General features: G+C 64.6%; 13 protein-coding genes, 1 tRNA gene, 1 other RNA gene and 4 pseudogenes. 10 read left to right on the plus strand and 9 right to left on the minus strand.

Going from position 1 to position 23,029, the window contains the following annotated elements; genetic code table 11:
* The 3 genes from EEJ42_RS07180 to EEJ42_RS07190 are packed head-to-tail and all read right to left on the minus strand — an operon-like array spanning position 1 to position 9,850.
* Positions 1–3,246 (minus strand): DNA helicase, encoded by a 3,246-nt coding sequence (locus EEJ42_RS07180; RefSeq protein ID WP_123099131.1) that lies wholly within the window; start codon positions 3,244–3,246, stop codon positions 1–3.
* Positions 3,243–5,147 carry a UvrD-helicase domain-containing protein gene (locus tag EEJ42_RS07185; protein WP_123099132.1) on the minus strand — a complete coding sequence of 635 codons (1,905 nt, stop codon included), beginning with the start codon at positions 5,145–5,147 and terminating at the stop codon, positions 3,243–3,245. Before EEJ42_RS07185 ends, EEJ42_RS07180 begins: the two co-directional genes overlap by 4 nt.
* Positions 5,144–9,850 (minus strand): DEAD/DEAH box helicase, encoded by a 4,707-nt coding sequence (locus tag EEJ42_RS07190; protein WP_184502979.1) that lies wholly within the window; start codon positions 9,848–9,850, stop codon positions 5,144–5,146. Before EEJ42_RS07190 ends, EEJ42_RS07185 begins: the two co-directional genes overlap by 4 nt.
* 926 nt (positions 9,851–10,776) lie before the next feature.
* Between EEJ42_RS07190 and EEJ42_RS07195 the strand changes: the two are divergent.
* Positions 10,777–11,430, plus strand: a pseudogene (locus EEJ42_RS07195) (IS5 family transposase); the annotation flags it as partial.
* A 20-nt stretch (positions 11,431–11,450) separates the two neighbouring features.
* Here EEJ42_RS07195 and EEJ42_RS07200 read toward each other — a convergent pair.
* A pseudogene (locus EEJ42_RS07200) lies at positions 11,451–11,786 on the minus strand (IS5 family transposase); the annotation flags it as partial.
* Between the two features lie 136 nt (positions 11,787–11,922).
* Between EEJ42_RS07200 and EEJ42_RS07205 the strand changes: the two are divergent.
* The 5 genes and pseudogenes from EEJ42_RS07205 to EEJ42_RS07230 all read left to right on the plus strand — a co-directional run.
* Positions 11,923–12,311 (plus strand): annotated as a pseudogene (locus EEJ42_RS07205) (tyrosine-type recombinase/integrase); the annotation flags it as partial.
* Positions 12,312–12,721: 410 nt separating this feature from the next.
* Complete coding sequence (locus tag EEJ42_RS07210) at positions 12,722–13,774, plus strand: DUF262 domain-containing protein (RefSeq protein ID WP_221179331.1); 1,053 nt, start codon at positions 12,722–12,724, stop codon at positions 13,772–13,774.
* Positions 13,774–14,526, plus strand: coding sequence for an MAE_28990/MAE_18760 family HEPN-like nuclease (locus tag EEJ42_RS07215; RefSeq protein ID WP_123099137.1), 753 nt, complete (start codon positions 13,774–13,776; stop codon positions 14,524–14,526). Before EEJ42_RS07210 ends, EEJ42_RS07215 begins: the two co-directional genes overlap by 1 nt.
* Positions 14,523–15,602 carry a DNA cytosine methyltransferase gene (locus tag EEJ42_RS07220; protein WP_123099138.1) on the plus strand — a complete coding sequence of 360 codons (1,080 nt, stop codon included), beginning with the start codon at positions 14,523–14,525 and terminating at the stop codon, positions 15,600–15,602. The genes EEJ42_RS07215 and EEJ42_RS07220 overlap by 4 nt, the downstream gene beginning before the upstream one ends.
* A 431-nt stretch (positions 15,603–16,033) precedes the next feature.
* Positions 16,034–16,840, plus strand: coding sequence for an IS5 family transposase (locus EEJ42_RS07230; RefSeq protein WP_123099140.1), 807 nt, complete (start codon positions 16,034–16,036; stop codon positions 16,838–16,840).
* On the opposite strand, the gene EEJ42_RS07235 is transcribed toward EEJ42_RS07230, so the two are convergent.
* From EEJ42_RS07235 to EEJ42_RS07250, 4 genes and pseudogenes are all read right to left on the minus strand, one after another.
* On the minus strand, positions 16,782–17,288 hold the full coding sequence (locus tag EEJ42_RS07235) for a hypothetical protein (protein ID WP_123099149.1): 507 nt from the start codon (positions 17,286–17,288) through the stop codon (positions 16,782–16,784). The genes EEJ42_RS07230 and EEJ42_RS07235 overlap by 59 nt on opposite strands.
* A gap of 352 nt (positions 17,289–17,640) precedes the next feature.
* Positions 17,641–18,650 (minus strand): annotated as a pseudogene (locus tag EEJ42_RS07240) (IS481 family transposase).
* A gap of 192 nt (positions 18,651–18,842) precedes the next feature.
* Positions 18,843–19,316, minus strand: a complete 474-nt coding sequence (locus tag EEJ42_RS07245; protein ID WP_123099141.1) for a hypothetical protein — start codon at positions 19,314–19,316, stop codon at positions 18,843–18,845.
* A gap of 17 nt (positions 19,317–19,333) precedes the next feature.
* Entirely contained in the window at positions 19,334–20,590 is a 1,257-nt protein-coding gene (locus tag EEJ42_RS07250; protein ID WP_123099150.1) for a helix-turn-helix domain-containing protein, read from the minus strand.
* Between the two features lie 152 nt (positions 20,591–20,742).
* On the opposite strand from EEJ42_RS07250, the gene EEJ42_RS07255 reads away from it, so the two are divergent.
* Both EEJ42_RS07255 and EEJ42_RS07260 read left to right on the plus strand, forming a co-directional pair.
* Positions 20,743–21,156 carry a hypothetical protein gene (locus tag EEJ42_RS07255; RefSeq protein ID WP_123099142.1) on the plus strand — a complete coding sequence of 138 codons (414 nt, stop codon included), beginning with the start codon at positions 20,743–20,745 and terminating at the stop codon, positions 21,154–21,156.
* Positions 21,153–21,368 (plus strand): hypothetical protein, encoded by a 216-nt coding sequence (locus EEJ42_RS07260; RefSeq protein ID WP_123099143.1) that lies wholly within the window; start codon positions 21,153–21,155, stop codon positions 21,366–21,368. The genes EEJ42_RS07255 and EEJ42_RS07260 overlap by 4 nt, the downstream gene beginning before the upstream one ends.
* Positions 21,369–21,436: 68 nt before the next feature.
* On the opposite strand, the gene EEJ42_RS07265 is transcribed toward EEJ42_RS07260, so the two are convergent.
* Positions 21,437–21,524: transfer RNA gene (locus tag EEJ42_RS07265), tRNA-Ser, on the minus strand.
* Positions 21,525–21,598: 74 nt separating this feature from the next.
* On the opposite strand from EEJ42_RS07265, the gene ffs reads away from it, so the two are divergent.
* Together ffs and EEJ42_RS07275 are read left to right on the plus strand one after the other, a co-directional pair.
* Positions 21,599–21,693: signal recognition particle sRNA small type (gene ffs / locus EEJ42_RS07270), an RNA gene on the plus strand.
* A gap of 72 nt (positions 21,694–21,765) precedes the next feature.
* The coding region (locus tag EEJ42_RS07275) for a DNA polymerase III subunit gamma and tau (RefSeq protein WP_123099151.1) at positions 21,766–23,029 on the plus strand (1,264 nt) is incomplete at its 3' end.

The following is a 23,029-nucleotide window of genomic DNA, read 5'->3' on the forward strand; positions in this document are numbered from 1 at the left end:
TCAACTCTCCAGGTACAGATGGGACTCGACGTCGACGTCGCGCAGGCTCCACAGGGTTGGACGGGCCTTGGTGAGGTCGTGGTCCTGATGAGTGCGGAGCAGGGCGAGGTCCGGTCTACGGCGAGGGTTGGCTTTGAACTCGAACGCGGCCTCGTACTCCAGCCTCTCGTTGGTCTCGACGAGGTGGCGCCAGTGCTCGATGAAGGCGCGGATTTCCGCGTCTGCATGGGCGGCCTCTGCAGGCGAAAAGGCTTGGATGCGGTTCACCAACTGCTGGCGAATTGAGGAAAGCTGATGGGTGAAGCTGTTCACGTCCTTGGCGTCTGCGTTCTTGCGAATTTCCGGATGAAGCAGGCGGGCGAGCCCGAGGAACGCAGCATGGAGGGCCTTGTCACGGGCTCGGGCCGCGAACGGCGTCACGCTGGTCGACTCGACCTGTCGGTACAGAGCGGAGTGGTAGCTGACGAAGTTCTCGTAGTGTGAGAGGTCCCGGGACCGGGCTGCGTTGAACAGGGTGACGACGAGACCGGGGTGGGCGCGACCGACACGGCTAGTGGCCTGGATGTATTCGGCCGTGGTTTGTGGCTGCCCCGCCACGGCGATGAGACCGAGGCGATCGAAGTCGACACCGACGGAGATGATGTTGGTCGCCAGCGGCACGTCCAGGGCTGATCCCGTCCTTAGAGATCGGCCGAGGGCACCGAGGAGTCCTGGAAGATCGCTGGAGGGAACGCGGCTGGTGATTTCGGTCGGCAGGACCTGCCGCGGCTCCACCCCGTCCCGCATTGCCAGTGTCCGGAGCCGCTCGTTGACATCGGCGTTGACCTGCAGCTCTGCGGCGCCGAGGAGTCGCAGGCTGTTGAAGTATCCGAGCAGTGTCCAGTAGGTGTCCCGTACCGCCTCGTCCGGGAACGGCAGGTGCTTGGCATTGTGAAGAAGGGACGCGTAGGCGCGGATGAGGAGTGTTGCTTGGGAGAGTCCGGGCGCGAGAAGGCCGACGTAGAGGCGTGAGGGCCTGCGTTCTGCGGGGGCCTCGACGGCGAACCATGAGTCGCGGGCGTCCAGGCCGGACGGCGGGAACTGAACCACGTCCCGGCCGAAGAGGGCCCGTCCTTGCTCTTGGGCGCGTCGGATTGTCGCGGTGGAGGCGATGATCTTCGGGTGGGCGCAGGCGATGTCTACGGCCGCTTCGTACAGGCCGGCGAGGGTTCCTAGGGGGCCGGAGATCAGGTGGAGTTCGTCCTGGATGACGAGCTCGGGTGGTGGGGTGCCGTGCCGGAGTCGGTCCTCGTCCCGGTTGAACAGGGCGGCGACGTCCTCACGCCAGGCAATGCGGGCGAACTTGTCTGCGGTTGCGATGACGAGTGTGGGGCGGACCCGGTAGAGCTCAGTGTCGACGACGTGTACGGGGAGCCCGGAGGAGAAGTCACACGCCTGGTCATCGCAGTGGATGACCATCTGGTTCCCGGGGACGTCGACCTTGTGGTTACGGACCAGTAGAGGAGTGCCGCACCAGGGGCAGTTCTTGAGTTGGACGGGGTTTTCCTCGTGGAGTTTCTCGCCTCGTGCCAGCTTCTTCAGCGCCTTGTCGGCATTCTTGAGCCTGTTGGGTGTGGCGGCCTTCCCCACCCACATGCCGATGGAGATCTTCTCTTCCCCCAGACGTTCGAGCTGCTCGGCACGTACGGTCTCCATCGCGCAGATCAGTAGGGCCGCCCGTTCGAACTGCTGCAGGGTGAGTAGACGCAGGGTGTACCGCATGAGCACGGTCACTCCACCACCTGCTGCGCCGTGACGCAGACGCCGGTGGAAGACGGTGAAGGCGATCAGCCCGAGGTACGCCTCCGTCTTGCCGCCACCGGTCGGGAACCACAAGAGGTCGGCGATGGCTCGGTCGGGGTGGGTCGCGTCCACCATGCCGTTCAGGCACAGCAGCACGAACCCGAGCTGGAAGGGCCGCCATGTGCCCTCGGGCGAGGGCGCCCCGGCACGTTCTCGCTTGATCCACTGGCCTCTGCCGCGCTGCAGCGCCATGACGCGGTTGGCCAAGCGGAATGCCTCCAACGCATCCGGATCGTTCTCCAGCAGATCGATCCCGGAGCTCATGCGATGCTGCGCAATCCGGCAATGCTTCAGCTGCTCCTCGGCCAGGCGTAAGTAAGCGGAGTCGCCGTAGATTCCGTCGCGCAGCAGTTCCGCATCCATGGCACGGCCATTGATCCAATTCCCGTACAGGGAGACGAACGTACGCAAGGAGCTGATCAGTTCGAGCTTCGTTGCATTGGCGAGGTACCCCATCTCCAGGCGCGTCGTGGGGACGGAGGAGTTGGAGTCGGAGAGGAGGACCTCGCTCACGGGAACGTGCTCTGTCCAGACGGAGCAGACTCCCTCGGGCGCATCGTGCCGCTGGGGCCGGCCAACGGGCGGGGGGGTCCAGGACCAGTCCGCCGCGCAGCCGTGGCCGACTGCGAACGAGGGGGCGTGGCGATGCAACAGCACGGCCAGCCGGCTCTCGTCGTCGAGATCACGGACCGTCGGACGTTCGACGAGCGCCGGGCTGCCGTCGGGAATTGTGACCTGCAGTCCCACCTGGAAGAAGCACTTCGGATCCTTGATCTCCTGCTGCTCCACGGCGTGAGTGTTCATTAGGGTGGCAGTCACGGAGATCGTTCCGCGAGGGCCGTGAGGCGGACGGGCCCGCAGGTGCAGGTACAGGCCTTCGTCGAGTTTCACCGTTTTGTCGGGTGGGGCCAGAACGTCCACGGGTGTGGGGGAAAGCTGTAGGGGACGGCGGCGCCAACGCACGTCGGGTTGCTGGGTGCTGCGCTGTTCGGCACGTTTGGGCTCGACCGATTCGCCTGCGGCGTCCACAGGCTCGTACACGGCGGCGAACGCCTGCACGAGTATGTGACGGTTGCGAGTGGGGTCGACGGCGAAGGTGAGACCAGTCGCCGAGGGGCGGGCGACCCTCGCGAGGACGATGCCCGTGTCGGGCATTTCGTCCATCGCTACAGAGGAATCAGCATCATCGAGATCCTGTTCCGCGGCCTCCGGGTCCGACTGTTCCGTCTGCGTCGGGTCCACGACGCGGGGAAACAGGACACCGGTGGAGTAAGTGGTGACAGGCCAGTCGTGGAGGATCTCGACGTCGTGGCGATGTTCGCTGTGGGGACCGAGCAGGTCCGATTTCAAACGCTCGGCCAACTGCCCGCGAAAGCGGTAGTGTCGCGCGTGATCACCCGTCATGCGTCCTCGCCCTTGCGGTCGTAGTGGAACCGGCCGATTCCGATCAGCCGTGGTGCGAGCCAGAGTCCGCACGGACCAAGACCGGCACGGACGGCTGCGGCATCCTCGCCCGCTACGGTCTCGACGAGGTCGACCCGCGTTCCGGTGACGTGACGAGGCCAGCTTGCCGGCTGATGCGACTTCCACTGCTGCACGAAGCGATACAGGTCGCGGCGGAAGACATCAGAGGCGACACCCACGATCTGTTCGCCGTGCATGATGGCGTAACCGGGAGCCATCCGCTTCTCGTGGGCCACGGGCACGTCGTTCAGTCTCGTCCATACCGCCTCGTCGCCGGGGCGGACCTTGTGCGCCAGGTATTCCTGGACCTTTCCGGGGTCGCAGGTGATCTGTTCCAATCCTGCCGGATGGTCACCATGGACGTCCTCACCCAGGAACGAAAGCCCCAACCGCTGGCTCGGCTTGTAGCCGTATCGTCCCCATCGTTGCGTGCCTTTGACCTTGCGTACCAGCCGAAATCCGCGGTGACGAGTGGCGTATGCGTCGGGCGGTTGCAGACGGTAGAGATCGTGGCGGGCACGAGTCATGGCGACGTATAGGGCCCGGGCAGCGTCGCAGCGATCGGCAGCCACCTGCTCGTCGTCCAGTGAGCCAGGGTCGACGACGAGCACCTGGTCGAACTCCAGGCCCTTGGCCCGGTGGAACGTGGAGACGATCAGACCGTCCTCTTGCTGTGCCACGAGGCTGTCCGGCAGGTGACCGCGGGCGATGGCTTCGTGGAGCCGTCCAAGCTTGACGACGTGCCCGCTCCGGTCGCCCGCGGTCCGCAGAAGCAATTGCCATGCGTTGCGGCCATGGTCGAGGTCGGGCGTGTGCGGCAGGGATTGCCAGGCCTCAATGAACCGGTCCCGCGAAATGGAGAGGGCACCGGGCAGGCGGGACACGACCTGAGCGACCCACGAGGGCACAGAGTGATCATCAGTGCCTCCGCGGACCCGATGGTCGATGCCCAGATCGGCCAGCCACCGTGAGAGCAGAAGTGCGTCGCCGTTCGTGGCGCACAGGATGGCAGTGGTGAGTTTCGTGTCGCACAGGGAGGCCCGCACATGCCGGACCCGCAGGTCGCCGAACTCCAGCTTGGAGGCTAGTTCCATGCGCAGTTGCTCGTGGACCGCGTCGGCCTCTGCGCGGGTGGAGCAGGCGCGGACCGCGGCCTCGTAAGGGCGGGCACAGGCGGCGTCGTCGGAAGCGGCTCGGAAGTTCTCGTCGAGGGCGAACTCCTCAAGCTCGTCCGAGAACCGCTCCCGGAGCCTGGAGAAGAATCTGCCCGTATCGCAGGCTCGCTTTTCGGGGTCTTGGACCTGGAAACCATAGATGGCCTGGGCCGGGTCGCCGACGATGGTGAACCCGCACTCGTAGGCGTCAAGGAAGGTATCCACGAGCTGTCGGCGATCACCGACCAGATCCTGGACTTCGTCGATGACGACGTGTCGGACCGCGTCGAGTGACTCGGGAGCTCGCATCTCGTCTTCGATGACTCGAGTGGCCGCTCGGATGCGTTCGTCGAAGGAGCGGGCGTACCAGGTTTCGTCGTTTGCGGCCTCGCGGAGTAGACCCAGAGCCCACGCGTCGAACGTTGTCACACGCACGTGTCGGGACCTACCGCTCAGCGACCGCAGTCGTTCACGCAGCTCTACTGAAGCGGCACGCGAGAAGGTCAAGACGATGAGGTCTCCGCCGGTGAGACCTTCCGAGACCAGGTATTCGATCCGTCTGACCAGTGTGAAGGTCTTGCCGGTTCCGGCGCCTGCGGTGACAAGCGCCTTGCGTTCCGCCGGCTCTTCGACGATGCGGCGCTGGACATCCGTCAGTGCCGGTGCACTGGCTCTGGATGCGGTCATCGGTCCACCTGGTGCCACAGATGCTCCATGCGGGTGTAGGCGAGTCCGCGACCAAAATTCTTGATGTTGTCGGCCACATTGAGGATCAGGCAGGAGTCCTTGCCCCCGTTCAGCTTGCCTCGTAGGCCTCGGCCGATCATCTGTATGTAGGTGTTGGGGCTGAAGGTGGGACGGGCGACCACGACGGCTCGTACGGCGGGCGCGTCGAATCCCTGTGTCAGAACCCTGTAGTTGGTCAGAACTCTGATTTTGTTGTCCCTGAACGCGGCGATGCGGCGCCGCCTGATGCTAGGTGGTGTCCGTCCGTCGATCGAGGCCGCCGTGATACCACGGTCCTGCAGCAGTGCGGCAAGAACCTGGGCATGCTCGACCGAGGTGGCGAAGACCAATACTGGCCAGTCGTGATGCAGTTTCTCGATTCTGTCCACGATGCGCTGGGTACGTTCGACGTCCTGTGCGAGGCTCCGGATGACGTCTGCCGGCAGGGCCATCGCGTGAGTTCTCTGTATCTCTGTCACTTGCTCTCTGCTCAGAGAATAGGAACCACCGAGGAGTTCCTCGTGTTCGACATCGGCCAGGACCTTCAACGACTGCAGGTGACTGTAAGCGTCGTTGTTCTTGAACACGCCGTGATCCAGGCGCTTTTGTCCGAATCGTGAGACCAGGGTTCGCGTCTCATCGTCGTTGTCCCCGCGAAACGCGGTGGCCGTCAGACCGACGAGATGACGTGAGGTCTGGTACTGGTCGATGCCAAGGGCGTCGAGGATTTGGGTGTAGGTCTTCGGTACGGCGAAGTGGGCCTCGTCGACGATCACAAGGGCGCACGCACGTAGCCAGGCGTAATCCTCCTTCGGGAGCCGCTTGACGGCGGTGTCGTCGATGGCGACGACAACCTGCGGCCCTTCCGAGACGGGAACGGCATCCGGGATACCGCCCCACAAGCGGGTGATGCGCAGTGGCTTGTCCGTTCCCTTGCTCTGCCAGACGTAGGACCAGGTCTCGATGGCTTGTTCCGCCAGTTCCTGGCTCTGTGTGATCCACAGGATCGGCCCGTTGATGAGGCCGTTATGCAGCGCTCGGACGCCGGCCTCGGCTGCGATCCGCGTCTTGCCCGACCCGGTGGGGATCTGCAGCATGGCCCGCTTCTCCGCGTTCTGGGCGAGGTGCTCGTACATGCGCTGCACCAGGGTCTTCTGGTAGTCATGCAACTTCAGCGGTTTTCGCGGACCCGGCACCGTCTCGTACGGCTTGGGGTTGCCGTGGGTCTGCGGATCACCGGCCCAAGACTCCGGAAAGCCATACGTGCGGACGAAACGCCGTGCCGCCGTGCCGCCCGTCCAGCTCTGCGGCACATCGAAACCCGCCTCGGCGAGTGTGGGTGCGAGGACGCGCAGGACGTCTTCCCCGTGAGCGGCGAGCAGCAGTTCGGCCGCTCGCAGGCCATCGACCGGGATTCCGCGCAGCTCCGCGTCGGCCAGCGCCAGACCGGGGGGCAGCTCGGTCGTCAGCCGGTTCTCGCCGACGGCAAGCAGGAGCTTTTTGGATAGATCGGTCTCTTGGCGGACCAGCAGCAACCTTTTGTCGTCACGGTCCCGTGCCTGCTGACGCAGGAGCTCCCGACAACCGTCGACCCCCAGTCGTAGCCCAAGGAGTCGGTCCAGGGCCTGCAGGGTCGAATCATCGTCACGCTCCCCGGACAGCAGCACCGTGAGCCCGTCGAGCGTTTCGGTCAGGATCTGCTCACGTCGCCCCTCAGGACCGCGGACGATGTTGACCAGCTCGGAGCAGTGCGCCAGTTTCCAGGCGGCTCCCCGAGGGAGCACCTGACGCAGCCGAGGAAAGACATCCGTCACGGGGACCGGCTCTGTCAGCAGGACGGAGTGGACCTCCTCGACCAAGAGGTCGGAAGGGGTGCGGAAGCGGGAGCGGTCGATGAGGAGTTGCGCGTCGGCCTCGGTGGGGACCAGAAGCGTCGGCACGCGTTCACGGAGCAGGACCTCGTACTGGTCCTCCTCGAAGGTGACGGCGATGCTGTCGCTCTGTTGCATCTCCCAGTTCTCGCCCGCCTGGCAACGGAACAGACGCCCTCGGTCCCCGAGAGTGCCCGTGGGGGCCGAACTGGCCAGCAAGGTATAGGCGCTTCCCACGAAGGAGGCGTCCGTCCCCGAGTCCGCGCGCTTGGCCAATTCGCTCCACAAGGCGACGGGGACGTCCTGGATCCTGGATGGCAACCGGAGCGCACGTGCGTAGGCCACGGCGACGTCGGCGACGGGCAGGAAGCGGCCGTCCACAGTCAACTCGGGACTCACGGCAGCACTCGGCCGCCTCGCGCCGATCGAGGTGCAGAGCATGCCCTCCTGGTGAAGCATCCAGACCAGAGGCGACTCGACGCGAAGATCACCACCCTGACCGGTGGTCCGGATGCACCTCCAGTCGGGCACGATCCCAGTGTCGGGAAGTTCCCGTGTGAAAGCGGCCCTTCCTTCCTGGGACAGCTCTGGCAGCAGGTGCAGGGGGCCGGGAGTGTCCTGGCCGACCAGGCTCACGGAGGACGGTCGAGGACGGGAAGTATGGGGCGGCAGAGCTGCGCAGAACTGGTTGTACATGACGCTGCTGTAGTCGCTGAACCAGGAATCGGAGCGAGGGTTCATCCGCAGCACCGGACGGTCCACCGTGCCGAGGGCCTTGAGTACGTCGGTGTCGGCTGCATGGAAGACTGGGTCGACGAGCAGCGAGGCATCACGCTGTCCGTCCTCGGGCACCACAGGCCCCGCCAGGATGCAGTCGCGGACGAGACGGAATTGACCGGTGGCGGTGCGAACCTTGAGCGCCCGCTCCGGTTCGGGAAAGCGTTCTTTGACGACCTTGACCATCTCATCGCGATCGACTGTGCGCGCCAAAGCCCAAAATTCTTCCCAGTCGTTGTTCCGGTACCGAGTGAACTTGGATGCGACGGCGGCTCGCAGCCGTCCGACGGCGTTGGCCTCTTCTACGCCCAGAATCTGCAGCGCGTGCAGCACCTCGGGGTCCTGCGCGATCGCGTCGTGCAGGTACACCGTGGGTTCGTTGGGAAGACGGGCGCCACCGTCTCGGCGGAACACCTTGCCCTCAGAAGGCGAATGAAAGTCGCCACGCTCGGTGAGCAGGACTCGGGCCGTACGCGCCTCGGTCGCTTGGAGTTGAGTACCGGTCTCGACGATGGAGGCGGCCAGCGTCAGCGCGCACTTCGCTGCTTCCACGCTGCGGTCCGCGACGAGTGCTTCGAGCCAGGTGCGCAGTGAGGACGGAGCCACGTCGGCCTGGTGGAGGATGTCCCTTGCCCTGGAGCGCCTTTCACGGCTCTCCACACTGTGGTGACACCAGTTCTTGGGGCGCCCCGGGTGGGTCGCCCAACGTTCGAGCCAGGCTGGCTGGAGATTTTCCGGATGCAGCAGCAGTTTTTTGGGGAGTCGGAGGAATCCGTCCTGGTCCGGAAGGGAGGGCTGGCGTGCGGCTGCCTGCAGCACCTTCTGGCTCAGCATTTCGTCGCCCCACTGAGAGGCCTCCCGACCACGCGCGGTGAGCAGGGTGAGGTAGGACCCCGGATCCTTCGCCTCGTACAAGTCTTGGATGGAATCGACCACCAGCCCCGCCGCCCTGGTCACCAACTCCTCGTTGAAGTCGCTCTTTGTCAGGTTCTGGCGGTCCTCCGGGGTCTTCCACGGCGCGTTGAGGATTCCGGTCAGGGTCGTGTCGTAGTGGGTCGGGAAGTAGGCCCAGAAATTGCCACGTTTTCCGCGTTGCGGGACGCCCTTGTCGGGAACCGCCCAGGAGATGGTGACGACAGGCCGATCGTGCAATTCTCCCGCCGTCCGCGCTGCGGTGGGGCTGGGCTCGTGATCGACGCTGAAGACGAACCAGCGCTCGCTGCTGTCGCGGGTGCCGTTGCGGTGCTCAACGACGTGGTGCTCGACGCCGCGCGTCTCCTGCGTGATCTCTCGACACAGCTGGCGGCCGGCGCGGGTGTCCTCCAGGACCAGGCGATCCACATGAGGGGAAAAAAGCATGAAGTGCGCCGGGAAGTTGATGATGTCCTGACCTAGCCGATCAGCCGCACCGCGATGCAGCCGGAGCACCACCGTCGTCGAGGCCCAAGTCATCAGTTCTTCGAGCTGCTCGTCACGCCGACACTCCGAGTCCAGATCCAGCGGCTGCGCCATCCGCAGTACCGGCGTAGGGTCTAACGCCGAAAGATCCGGAATCGTTTCTCGAATAACGCGCGCCGACCATTCTTTGTCGAAGCCGAACGAGCCAGTTGTGCTGTAGAAGCGAGGAGTGTCCGACACGCTGAGCACCGATTTGACGCCGACCCCGAAGCGTCCGATCTTGCCGGTCCGTTTCCGAGACACGGCCATGCGCAGGATGGTGTCCGCGCCAGCAGCGGTCATCGGTGTGCCGGTGTTGGCGCAATAGAGGTGGGTGTCGGTGAGGAGTACGTGGATCGTGCCCACGACTCCGGGCGCGCGTTCCATGTTCTCGTCCGCGCCGTTTTGGACGAGCTCGTAGATCTGTCGCTCGCCGTATCCCCCCTGCGTGATACGGCGCTCGTTGTTCGCATGCTCCAGAACATGACCGGGGTCCGCCCTATAGACGTTCAGGACACGCTGTGACAGGTCCTCGACCACATCAACGACGTCGTCCGCCTCCCGCGCAGAATCGAACATGGAAAAATTCCCCCCAGACTGCATTGAAAATTGCAGCCATTCGAAATGGACGATGGGTTACCAGGCCACCGTCGGATGGCTCGGCACGAGTGCCGACTTCCAGTCGCTGGCATGGCGACGTGGAAGCGCACTGCGGATCTGATCCGCAGTGCCCCCAGGCGTACATGAACCCATGATAAAGGGACGGATCCCTATCAGTTCGCACTTTAACCACTCCATTCGCGCTCGAGCAAGGACTGTTGACAACACCTGATGCTCACCTGTACGAGTCCGAGTTGACCTTTTGAGTGGTTCGTGAAATTTGCGTTGATTGCAACAATTGTCCCTATAATATGAATTTTCCCTTTATGTTGTATTTGTTAACTTCGCGATGCTGTGGATGTGAAGGTCTCGATGCTCTGGATGCCTAGTGGAATTCAGGAAACTCGCGGCCTGTCACTGCTTGAAGCCGAATCTCAGGCACTCAGATATGCAATCTGTCGGGCAGCCCACGCGATGTCGAGAAGAGCGCATTGCGGTACGAAGAGCAGTGGTGAGTCCACCGCTCAATGGGTTAAAAGCTAGCTTTGAGGAACTCCCGTCGACTCGTCGTGTCCGGCTGGTCGAAGAAACAGTAGTCGCGCGTTTACAGGCGACCTGAGTGTGAGTGGTCCGCCGCACCCCGAGACAGATTGTGTCCCACTCGTCGCGCCTAGTGCATCCCACCTGGGTACCGCAGATATGCCCTGTCACTGTCAGCTTATCTGGGGGCCTGGATGATTACGCCGGTGCCGTAATCATCTCTTGGCCACGCCGATAATACCGGTACGCCGAATTCGTCGAAGGTAAGGCGAATGAGAGGTTGCCCTGCGTTGCCAGCTAGATGCTGCGACTGCAACTCAGTTTTTCGTGCCTTAGAGGCGCTAACACAATGAAGTGGATTGGTCCTGGTACCCGTGCCTGGACGGCCAGTTGGGCGTTGTCCGGCCGTGAGGACTTCGCCTTGGATCGTGTCGGACGACTTGTGGGAGCGGATCGAGCCGCTGCTGCCGAAGAAGGAACGGCGGTTCCGGCGCCCGGGCCGCAAACCCGTCCCGGACCGGCAGGTGCTGTGCGGGATCATGTTCGTGCTCCACACCGGCATTCAGTGCAAACACCTTCCTCAGGAGCTCGGTTTCGGGTCGGGCATGACGTGCTGGCGCCGGCTGCGGGACTGGAACGAGGCCGGGGTGTGGCAGCAGCTGCACGAGATGCTGCTGGCCGAGCTGAACGCCGCCGCCCGACTGGACTGGTCGAGAGCGGTTGTGGCCTCCAGCCACGTCAGGGCGTTGCAAGGGGGCTTCAGACAGGGCCCGTTGCCGGTCGGCCGGGGACGAGTCGGCTCCAAACACCACCTGCTCACCGAGGGGCACGGCACCCCACTCGCGGCCATCCTCACCGGCGGCAACCGCAACGACGTCACACAGCTCATGCACCTGCTCGATGCCATGCCCCCTGTCCGGGGCAGGCTCGGCCGGCCCCGCCGCAAGCCTTAGTCGGTCTTCGCCGACCGAGGCTACGACCACGACGTCCACCGCGACCAGGTCTGCACGCGCCGGATCGTCACCGGCGGCGGGTCAGTACGGGCTCCGGCGGCGTGCTGATGTGCCCGCACGATCGTGGAGTCCACCGCGATGTCCCAGTCGATCTCACCGGCTGCGTCGGCGGCGGCCTGCACCTGCTGAAGCAGGCGTTCCCAGGTGCCGTCAGCCGACCACAGCCGATGACGCTCATACACCGTCTTCCACGGGCCGAACCGCTCAGGCAGATCCCGCCACTGCACACCGGTCCGCACCCGGTGCAGGATGCCGTCGATCACCTGCCGGTGATCCCGCCACCGACCACACCGCCCGTTGCTGACCGGCGAAAACGGCCGCAGCCGTTCCCACTCCGCATCTGTTGAGTAACCCCGTCCCATGTTCATGGCAACGACGCAGGCACGCAGCAGTCACATGATCGCCCGGACAGGTCCTAACGCCCGGCGCTCTTGCGCCCAATCGCTGCTCTGTCCTGCAAGAGGCTTGGCGCTATTCGAGGCGAACCTCAACATGGGTGATCCGGTGATCAAGCTGCTCTGTCAGCACCAGGAGGAGCAGGAGAGAGAGCGACGCGCGGCCGGTACCGACTGGGAGGGCAAGGAATATGTCTTCGCTTCGCCGACCGGCGGGCCGCTGAGCCCGAACACCGACTCCCACGTCTAGAAGCGGCTGCTTCGGGGTGCGGGTGTTCGGGATGGTCGTCCGCATGATGCTCGCCACGCCGCCGCGACCGTGCTCCCGCTCCTCGGCGTCCCGGATGTCGTGGTCGACGCGATCATGGGGTGGGAGCCCGGGGGAGCGGCGCGGATGCGGGACCGCGGTACATGCACGTGACCGATCCGATGCTCCGGAAGGTCGCACAGCAAGTCGGCGGCGTGCTCTGGGAACCGCCAGAGGCCGACTGAGACGGACATACGCCAGAGGGCCGGAGGATACGAGATGCAGAGGGCTGCTCGGGGGTGTTCGCCTGTGTCCATGCGTGTCCGTTGCCCCGGAGCCTGGCCCGTCTGCATCCTCATCCGGACGGGGCTGGACGTGGGTGAATGAGACCAGAAGAGAGACCACGGCCGAGAGGGCAAGTCGGGTAGCGAGGTACGCCAAAGAGTCGGCTGTTCTGGTGTTGGTAGGGACGCTGGCCTGGGACAACGGCCGAGCTGGGTGTAGACCTCGGCTTGGGGACTCAACCGATTGAAGTTGGAAGCCATACAGCCTGGTGAGTCGAGCTGTGAGATCATCAACTAGCGCCACTAAGCTGGCCAATCGGCGCGAGAAGACGTCACCGGGGAGGCACCAAGCGATGTCGAGCGAAGCTATCATGATCACGCCCGACGAACGTGATGCTGCCGAGAAACAGATCGCCGATCAGTCGAAGCGTATTGATTTTTATCTTACCGAATACTCGGTAGAAATCCTTGCCAATAAGATGAAAAGTGGCGAATACGTCGTCCCCGATTATCAGCGCGAGTTTACTTGGGAGCACGAGCGCAAATCAAAATTCCTTGAGTCCCTAATCATGGGACTTCCCATCCCCTTCATTTTCTTCTGGGAGATGGAAGACGGGAAGCTGGAAATCGTCGACGGATCCCAGCGACTGAGGACCATCGAGGAGTTTCTTCTCAAGGGCTACCGCCTGGGCGAGCTTGATCAACTCTCGAATGTGTCGTACTTTACCTTCGAAGACCTCCCTGAATCTCGTCAACGTAAGATTCGGAACAGGTCAATCCGTGGCATTGTTCTCAATGAACACGCTGATGAGGCGGCCCGGTTGGACATGTTCGAGCGAATCAATACGGGAAGCAAGAACGCTAATACCGCTGAAATCCGTCGAGGCGCGTTGGCTGGTCCGTTCATGAAACTCGTGATCGAGCTCGCGAATGGCGCTCGATTCGCGACTCTCGCCCCAATGAGCGCCAAGCGCAAGAATGAGCGAGGGTATGAAGAGCTGGTAACGCGCTTTTTTGCATATGGTGACGGCCTAGTCAATTATAAGGACCGGCCTGCCGACTTCATTTTTGACTATGTCAAGAAAAAGAATGCTGTCTTCAAGGAGCGGCCGACGCTGTCGGAGGAGTACAGGCGACGTTTCGAGGAGACTCTCGATTTTGTCGAGCGGATCTTTCCTTATGGATTCCGTAAGACTCCCGCCGGAAAGGCTACGCCGCGCGCACGATTCGAAGCGATTGCAATTGGCTCATATCTCGCGCTTCTGGAAAAACCTCAACTCCGTGACATGAGTCGTGATCAGTTGAACGTGCGTTCCTGGCTTCAGAGTGAAGAGTTCATGGATGCCACAGGCTCCGATGGCGCGAATGCCCGTTCTCGCCTGGAAGGGCGTATAAACTTTGTGCGCGATCGGCTGGTGCATTAATGAACGCTGCAGATCTTCTCTCATTTTTTGAGGAGAGATTTGAAGAGGTCGACGCCTATGTCGATTTACTTGAAGAACTTGAGAAAGCTGCCCAGGATGGAGCACCTCGCCTTCATGGCACGATGTACAAGATCTCTGCTACGCAACAGAGGATTCTGTACTCCAGCCTATATCTGCAGCTGTACAACCTTGTCGAGGCTACGGTATCGCGCTGCGTCGATGCGATAACTCAAGCTGCAGGTCACGCTGGCCAGTGGAAGCCTCATCAGCTGAATGGCGAACTTCAGCGCGAATGGGTGCGTTCAATAGCGCGTACTCATACTGATATGAGCCCTGAGCATCGTCTGAAATATGCGATGCAGCTGAGCGACCACATCGTCCAACAGTTGCCCGTAGCCCAGTTCAGCGTCGAGGCTGGGGGTGGAGGTAACTGGGATGACGAGGCAATCTTCGCGATGGGGAAGCGTCTAGGATGTATGATCTCTATCACTGCGCAGACGCGGCGAGTCGTCAAAGCTAACATGCGGGATGACCTGGGCCCCCTGAAGCTCGTCAAGGACCGCAGAAACGGTCTGGCGCACGGGTCAATCTCGTTCGTCGACTGCGCGGATGGAGTGGCTGTGGAAGAGCTACGCCGGATGGCCGCCAGTGTCGAGAGCTACCTGCGTGAAGTGATAGACTGTTTCATTCGCTATATCGAATCCCATAATTTCTTGCGGCCGGATTGCAGGCCAAACGGCGGTGCACCATGACCAGTACGAACCCGACTATTTCTGCAGTCGATCTTTTTTGCGGGGTCGGCGGGCTTACGCACGGTCTGGTTCGAAGTGGGGTCAACGTTACGGCTGGCGTAGATCTCGACCCCTCATGTCGATATCCATACGAGGCCAACAATGACGCCAAGTTCATCGAGCGGGATGTCAATGAGTTGACCGCTGCGGAAGTTCTCCCCCATCTAAGTGGGGGTGACTATTCTCTACTCGCTGGCTGTGCGCCGTGCCAGCCATTCTCGTCTTACAGTCAGAGTGGTCGCAGCAAGAAGCGCGGCAAGGATTGGCAGCTTGTCTCTAGCTTTGGGGATCTGGTTGCAGAGTTGCAGCCAGACCTTGTGACTATGGAAAATGTCGCCCAGCTTGCCTCGCACAGCGTCTTCAAGCGTTTCTTGAAGAGTTTGAAAGGCTATCACGTTCACTGGTCAGTCATTGAGTGCGCCAAAATTGGTGTTCCTCAGACAAGGAAGCGCCTGGTCCTTCTGGCGTCAAAGTTGGGGGATATCGGCCTAGACCAGATTGATCAAATGACCTTCCCGGCTCGTACGGTCCGGGAGGAAATTGCCGACCTCCCTCCGATTCGTGCCGGTGAACAGCATTCGGATGATCCGCTACATATCGCATGCACTCTCAGTGAAATGAATATGCGGCGGATTAGGGCTTCGAAGCCAGGAGGTACTTGGCGAGACTGGGATTCGGAGCTCCTTGCTGCATGTCACCGTAAGGCCTCAGGTGCCACGTACCCCAGTGTCTACGGACGCATGGAGTGGGACATGCCGGCCCCGACCATGACCACTCAATGCTTTGGGTACGGAAATGGGCGATTCGGCCATCCAGAACAGGACCGTGCTATCTCCTTGCGGGAGGCAGCGATGATCCAGACGTTTCCGCGTTCCTATAAGTTCCTTCAGGGAGATGAGAAGGTTCGGTTCAGTGGTCTCGGAAGACTGATCGGAAACGCTGTACCTGTTCGGTTGGGTGAAGTGATTGGTGAAACCTTGAATCAGCACGTTGCGGCTGTGGAAAGCGGCGCCTCGCCATCCGGACGACTCTTCTAGCTAGTTCATGTCTGCCGCTACGCGGTACCTGCTTACCAGGTCGGTGGAGCGGCTTTGGGCTGGAGCTGCTTTGGGGCGAGTGATCATGGCCCCGTAAGCTTGCGGCGCGTCGGGCAGTCTGTGGACCTGCCCGCTAAAGCACGACGTTGGGGCCATGATCTTACTGGCTGTTCTCTATCCGTTCGCGTGCTCGGTCTGCTTCGAACGGAGTCCTGGATCGGGTGAGCTGGCTGGTGCATAGGCATGAAGGAAGGGCCTCTTGGTAGCTCGCGGATGTCGAGTCCAGCGAGAAGCAAGAGGCCCTGTTGTTGAAGTGTCGCGTGGTCGCGGTTGCCGGGTCCAGTCCGTCCACTCCTGGGTGTGACTGTCTCGCCCATCGGTTCGGGAACGCGGGTGACCAGCCTGAGCGCCAGCCCCGGTATGGCTCGGACATGAGCGATGCCGAGTGGGGACTCGTGCGGGATCTGCTGCCGGTTCCTGGATGGCTGGCGGGCCGGGGCGGGCGGCCGGAGGGCTACTGCCAGCGGCAGATGATCGACGCGGTGCGCTACCTCGTTGACAATGGCATCAAGTGGCGGGCGATGCCGTCCGACTTCCCGCCTTGGCCGCGCGTGTATGCCTTCTTCGCCCGGTGGCGGGACATGGGGCTGGTCGCCGAGCTGCACGACCGGCTGCGGGAGTCCGTCCGCCGGACCGAGGGCCGTAATCAGGAGCCGAGTGCGGCGGTCGTGGACTCGCAGTCGGTGAAGGCGGACGCCACCGTCGCTCACGTCTCGCGGGGTTTCGACGCCGGGAAGAAGGTCAACGGGCGCAAGCGCCACCTGCTCACCGACACGCTCGGCCTCCTCCTGGCCGTGCTGGTCACGCCGGCGTCCACGACCGGCCGGGACGCCGCCCGCATCCTGCTGGCGGCGGCGAAGGGCCGCTTTCGGCGGCTCGCACGGGTCTGGGCCGACGGCGGTTACACCGGCCACCTCACCGACTGGACTGCCCAGCACCTCGGAGTCGTCCTGGACATCGTCCGCCGCTGCGACGATGTCAGCGGCTTCCAGGTCCTGCCCCGCCGATGGGTCGTGGAAAGATCCTTCGCCTGGCTCCTGCGCAGCCGGCGCCTGGTCCGTGACTACGAACGGCGCGCGGACACCAGCGAAGCGGTTGTCCTGTGGTCGATGACGGTACTCATGAGCCGCCGCCTGGCCGCTCAGCAGCAGGGGCCTGTTCCGGTGCGGGCAGCGTGAACCTGCCCGGCTTGTCCTCCACGAGCCAGCCCCGTTCCACCAGCCGTTTCAGCCGTGCCCTGGCTCCCTCCACGCGGGAGACGGAGGCGCTGTCCCAGCCCAGTACCGCCGCTGCCCGCCGAGAACCGAGCCCATCGGATCCCGCTTCCACAGCGGCGGCCATCAACGCCTGGTAGTCCACCGACAACACCTCGGTTCCGGCCGCGTCCTGGCGGTGAGGCACAGCCCGGCGCGGCCCCACCGGCTTCCTCTGCGACACCGCCTCGGCCACCGCTACGGGCGCATCCGCCTCGGCCAGTGCCTCCAGATACTGCTCCAGGCCGATCACTCGACGCCTGAGCACCTCTTCCGCCTCCACCAGAGCCGCCCGGACCCGTTCCAGCTCGGCCTCGAGTTCCTCCACCCGCACCGCCGCGGCCTTCTGCCGCGCTTCCAAAACCGCCCGCATCGATGGCATCTGCCCCCCCCACGGCATCTCGGCAAGCAACGAACCGAGACTCCCGCGACAACTGCGATCTCATGCCTGACCAGCAGAAACCACACACCAAGTTCGGAAAGAGAACGACCTCTAAAGCCGTGGAGCCGACCGCCCCAGCCACGACGTACCCCTTCTCTGACATCAGGCGGCTGATCGCTGAGTGCGCGGCACGGACCCCGGCCGGGCTGGAGCGGGGCGGAGACAGGAGCGCAGGCCCGGCCGGGACCGGGCCGCGCGGTGAGCGGAGCGAGCCGCCTTGAACCTGTAGAGAAGGTTGTAACTCACTGCTTGCGCTGGGCTGTGTGCCACTGACGATCACCGATTACGCCTGGGCCGCGGTCTTCTGCTTGAGGCGTTCGTATGGGGTTTGGCCGCTGAGGCCGCCGTGGGGGCGATGGTAGTTGTAGTAGTCCTCCCACTCGCGCAGCTTGTCGTTGAAGACCTCGGCGTCGTCGATGATGACGCCGTCGAGCAGCCGGTAGAACTCCTCGGCGTCGATGCGGTGGGAGCGTTCGACCTTGCCGTTCAGACGTGGTGTGCGNCGTCGATGCGGTGGGAGCGTTCGACCTTGCCGTTCAGACGTGGTGTGCGGGGCTTGATGTAGGTGTGGGCGATGCCCTTGTCGAGAACGTGCCAGTGGAAGGCAGTCTGGAACTCGGCACCGTTGTCGGTCTGGATCACCTCGACCTGGAACGGCAGGCGCTGGATGACGTAGTCGAGGAACTGAATGGCCGTCTTCTGGTTCAGCGCGGGATAGATCCGCAGGATGCGCAGGCGAGTGCAGTCGTCGATGGCCGTGAACTGGAAGTACTTGTTGCGGCCCCCGCGCCGCCCCTGGACTGCGGAGGCGAGGGGCTCGATGAACTTCACGTCGATCTGCACGCGGTGGCCGGGCAGCTGCTTCTCGTACCGTTTCCATCGCTTGTCGTGGCGCTTGTAGCGCTGAGAGGCCGGCAGGCGGCCCATGTCCAGGCGGTGGAGGATCCGCCACACGCCCGACTTGCTGATGGTGACGTCGTGGTACCGCTTGAGGTACATCGCGATCTTCTCCGGGCCGAAGTGGTAGTTCTGCCGCAGGTAGATGATCTTCCCGACCACCTCGACGTGCGTCGCGTTCGGAGAGGTCTTCGGGGCCTTGGAGCGGGTGCGTAGGCCCTCGGCGCCCTCGGCCTGGTAGCGGCGGTACCAGGTGTAGTACGCCTGCCGGCTGATCCCGAAGTACCGGCAGGACATCGCGACGTTCCCGGTGACCTCTTCGACATGGCGTATCACCGCCAGCCGCCGCTTGCCCTCACGGTCAAGCGGCGGGGCGGTGGGAGTGGACTTCGGCATGTGGATCTCCGTAGTGATCAGAGACCCAGGTGTCAACGATGATCGTCAGTTTTAGAGCTGGCGCTTGGCGTGTGTCCTGTCTCGGTTGATGGTTGACACTCTGGCCTCACCTGATGCGTGACACCGCTCGCCTCGGTTCGACGGTCCGCCTCTGATCGGCAGGGGCAGGGAGGGAGTCCTCCCGCGGTGTGGTCAGCCGCGGGTGGCGCCCTTCGGCCAGAGCACTCGGGTGGGGACGCCGGTGCGGTCGGCGTAGGTCACGACGTCGGCGGTGCCGCCGTAGCCGCGGGCTGGTTGGCCGTCCCAGACGGCGATCAGTTCGTCCGCGAGGCCGACCAGTATTTCGCTTCCGGTCATGTGGGCCTGCGAGTTGGACTCGGCCAGGCCCGTGTGGTGGACCTCGGTTGCCTGCTTGAGGAGACGGTCGTAGGTCTCGTGGTGCTCTTCCGGCAGGCCCTCGCGGTACTTCTCCGCGGGCACCACGACCTCAAGGCGGCCGCCGGCCTTCAGGACCAGTTCGGCGAACCACGTGTCCGGGCCGTCGGCGATGCATGAGACCCCGACCAGGTCGGGGGCGCGGCGGGAGACTTCGTCTTCTAGGGCGAGGCGAACCAAGTGCTCCGTTTGCGGGGGAAGACCTCGGTGGCCGGTGATGCCCAGTCGCATGAAGTGTCCTTTCGTGGTCACAGGTAGATGCCGTGCAGCCGGTCGTCGAAGTCGCGGACGACCTTGGGGGGAGTCGGCGACGCGTAGGTCCGCCGGAGCCCGCGGGCGCGCTCGATGATCCGGCCGGATCGGTACCGCATGCCGGTTTCCAGTGCCCGGGTGGCCAGGGCGAACGCACCGTCCAACCGACCGCTTGTGAGGTGCGCGGCGGCGAGGTCGAGTGTCAGCAGCGCGCGTTGTTTCTCGTGGCTCGACGTCAGCGCGGCAGCCGCCGCGTCTTGGGCGGCGGCTACCCACTTCGGCAGGCCAAGTCGCGCGCCGCAGGTCAGCCGGGCCGCTGCGACCTTGCTCGGGGTGAAGGAGAACACCCAGGGCCACGGGGGCGGCTGTTCGTCCTGGATGGCGTCCGTGGTGCGGGCGGCTTGGAGCAGGGCGGTGTCCGTGGCGGTCGCATTTCCGGATGTTGCGTGCGCCTGGGCTTCCACCGTGCTGAGCCATGCTGAGGCGATGGCCGGTGCGTGCTCTCCCAGATGACGACGCGCTCGGTGGACGAGGGACAGCGCCTGGGCGGTGTTGCCGCCGTCGGCCTCGAAACCGGCCAGGCTGCCGAGTTGGTACGCGAGGAGTAGCCGGCCGCCGGAGGTGCGGGCGGCCTTGATGGCCGCGCCGTACCACGTACGGGCCGAGCCGATGTCGTTCATGTCCCAGGCCAGCCACCCGGCGAGGGACGCCGCTTCGCTGCCCACGGCGGCCAGACGGGCGCGTTGCTCGGGGGCTTCGGCTTCGCCGGTGATGGTCTGGGTGAGCCGCAGATGTGCCAGGACCGGTTCGGACAGGTGGCGGGAGGGCGTGGTGCCGTCCAGGCGGCGGAAGGCTGTGGTGGCCATGCGGAGTGTCGCGGCCTGCCCAGCATCCGTGGGGTGGGGGCGAAGGGCGGCGAGCGCGGGCGTCGCGGCTATCGCCGCGGTCCCCGCAAGGAAGTTGCGCCGGTGCACGTCGTGCTGTCCATTCTCGGCGGCATGCGCCGCCGCGTGGTCGGCGAGGCCGACCAGACGCGGGGGAATGTGCAAATGCGTGGCGGCTCTCGCCAGGATGGTCATGTCGTAGGAGGCCGCGCCGCGGCCTTCGAGGCGTGAGACGGCGGACTGGCTGATCCCGCAGGCATCACCGAGCTGACGTTGGGAGACGCCGGTGGCACGGCGAGCCAGGCTCACCACCCGGCCGAAGTCACCTCGGCGGGAGGCGTCCCGGATCGCCTGCGCAGACCAGTTCATGCCCACCCCTGTTTGGTACCTGGGTCTCACCGTTCGTCCGTTGTCCGTATGCGTCGGCCGCATACGGACATGCGCGGCGCGGGTCGGCGCTGGCCGCTTCAGCATGACGCACGGTTCCGTCTCCTCACTACCCGTAACGGGGAAGGAGACGCATGAGCACCAACGCCTTGCCGTGGACGCCGCCGAACGGCGACGACGTGGAGCTGGTTCAAGTCGGGCTGTACTGGGACGCGGTACGGACCTCTGCGGACATAGGCGAACGCGCGCTGAAGCTGCTCGCCGACGCGTCCGGCGCCGTCATCGCCGACTACGGATTGATGTACTGGCTCATTCCGGCGCGCCATGCCCAGGACTGGCGAGGCGTGCAGCAGGTACAGGCCCTGGGCGCGCGGGGCGCCGAGGTTACGTATGTCGGCGTGCCGCCCGCGGGCTGGACGGATGGTCCGCGCTTGCACTGGCGTATCCCGGTGGGGCCGGACCGGTACCTGACCGACGCGGCCCGGCTCCGCGCGGCCCTGGTGCGGGTGATTGCCGCTGAGCCCGCCGAGGAGGCGACGGCTCGGTGAGCGTTCAGGTCTGCGCCCGTTGCCAAACGACCACCAGGCAGCCGGTCGTGGTCGCGATCGGGCACGGCGCGAGCGCCGGCGGCGTCACGGTCTACGCCTGCCCCGACTGCGCGCCCAGCTTCCCGAAGCAGCGCGATCCGTTCGACGGGACGATCCTCGCCCACCGCGACACGCAGCCGGGCTCCGCCGGTCCCGGCCGAGACCAAAAATGAGACCACGAACGTCGAAGGGCCCCACCGCGAGCGGTGGGGCCCTTCGACATCGTGCCCGGTGAAGGCACTGGCGGAGGATACGAGATTCGAACTCGTGAGGGGTTGCCCCCAACACGCTTTCCAAGCGTGCGCCCTAGGCCTCTAGGCGAATCCTCCGCTGGAGACTCTACAAGACGATCGGGAGTGCTCGCGAACTCGTTCCCACCCCGGTCTATCCGCTAGGGTGGGGGCCAGCCCCTCACGTGGCGCTATCTCACCGAACTCCCCCAGGGCCGGAAGGCAGCAAGGGTAAGTGGGCTCTGGCGGGTGCGTGGGGGGCCCTTGCGTTGTGGGGGACGTGTGGGGCGGGGCACCGGGCGGCGTCCGGATGTCGGTGGGCCCCGATATCGTCGTAAGCGTGTCGTCCCTCGCGCTGTACCGCCGCTACCGCCCCGAGACCTTCGCGGAGGTCATCGGGCAGGAGCATGTCACCGATCCGCTGCAGCAGGCGCTGCGCAACAACCGGGTCAACCACGCGTATCTGTTCAGTGGTCCGCGCGGCTGTGGCAAGACGACCAGTGCGCGCATCCTGGCCCGCTGTCTGAACTGTGAGAAGGGCCCCACTCCGGCGCCGTGCGGGGAGTGCCAGTCCTGCCAGGACCTCGCGCGGAACGGGCCCGGGTCGATCGATGTGATCGAGATCGACGCCGCGTCGCACGGTGGTGTGGACGACGCGCGGGAACTGCGGGAGAAGGCGTTCTTCGGGCCCGCGTCGAGTCGTTACAAGATCTACATCATCGACGAGGCCCACATGGTCACCTCGGCGGGGTTCAACGCCCTGCTGAAGGTGGTCGAGGAGCCGCCGGAGCATCTGAAGTTCATCTTCGCGACCACCGAGCCGGAGAAGGTCATCGGCACCATCCGGTCGCGCACGCACCACTATCCGTTCCGGCTGGTGCCGCCGGGGACGCTCCGCGACTATCTGGGCGAGGTCTGCGGGCGCGAGGAGATCCCGGTCGAGGACGGGGTGCTGCCGCTGGTGGTGCGGGCGGGCGCCGGGTCCGTCCGGGACTCGATGTCGGTCATGGACCAGCTGCTCGCGGGCGCGAGCGAGGACGGCGTGACGTACGCCATGGCCACCTCGCTGCTCGGTTATACGGACGGCTCGCTGCTCGACGCCATCGTGGACGCGTTCGCGGCGACCGACGGCGCGGCGGCCTTCGAGGTCGTGAACCGGGTGATCGAGGGCGGCAACGACCCCCGGCGCTTCGTCGCCGACCTGCTGGAGCGGCTGCGCGACCTGGTGATCCTCGCCGCCGTGCCGGACGCGGCGGACAAGGGGCTCATCGACGCCCCGGCCGATGTGGTCGAGCGGATGCAGGCGCAGGCGTCGGTCTTCGGCGGGGCCGAGCTGAGCCGGGCGGCCGACCTCGTCAACGAGGGGCTGACGGAGATGCGCGGCGCCACCTCGCCGCGGTTGCAGCTGGAGCTGATCTGCGCGCGGGTGCTGCTGCCCGCCGCCTTCGACGACGAGCGGTCGGTGCAGTCGCGGCTGGAGCGGCTGGAGCGGGGCGCCCTGGCGGGCGGCCTGGGCGGTGGCGTCGGCGGCGGTGGCGGCGGCGCCGGTGGTGGGCCCGGGCCTGCCGTGGGGTACGTACAGGGGCCCGACGCCCACGTCCCGG

Origin of the sequence: Streptomyces botrytidirepellens (genome assembly GCF_003721215.1) — a bacterium.
Lineage (GTDB): Bacteria > Actinomycetota > Actinomycetes > Streptomycetales > Streptomycetaceae > Streptomyces > Streptomyces himastatinicus.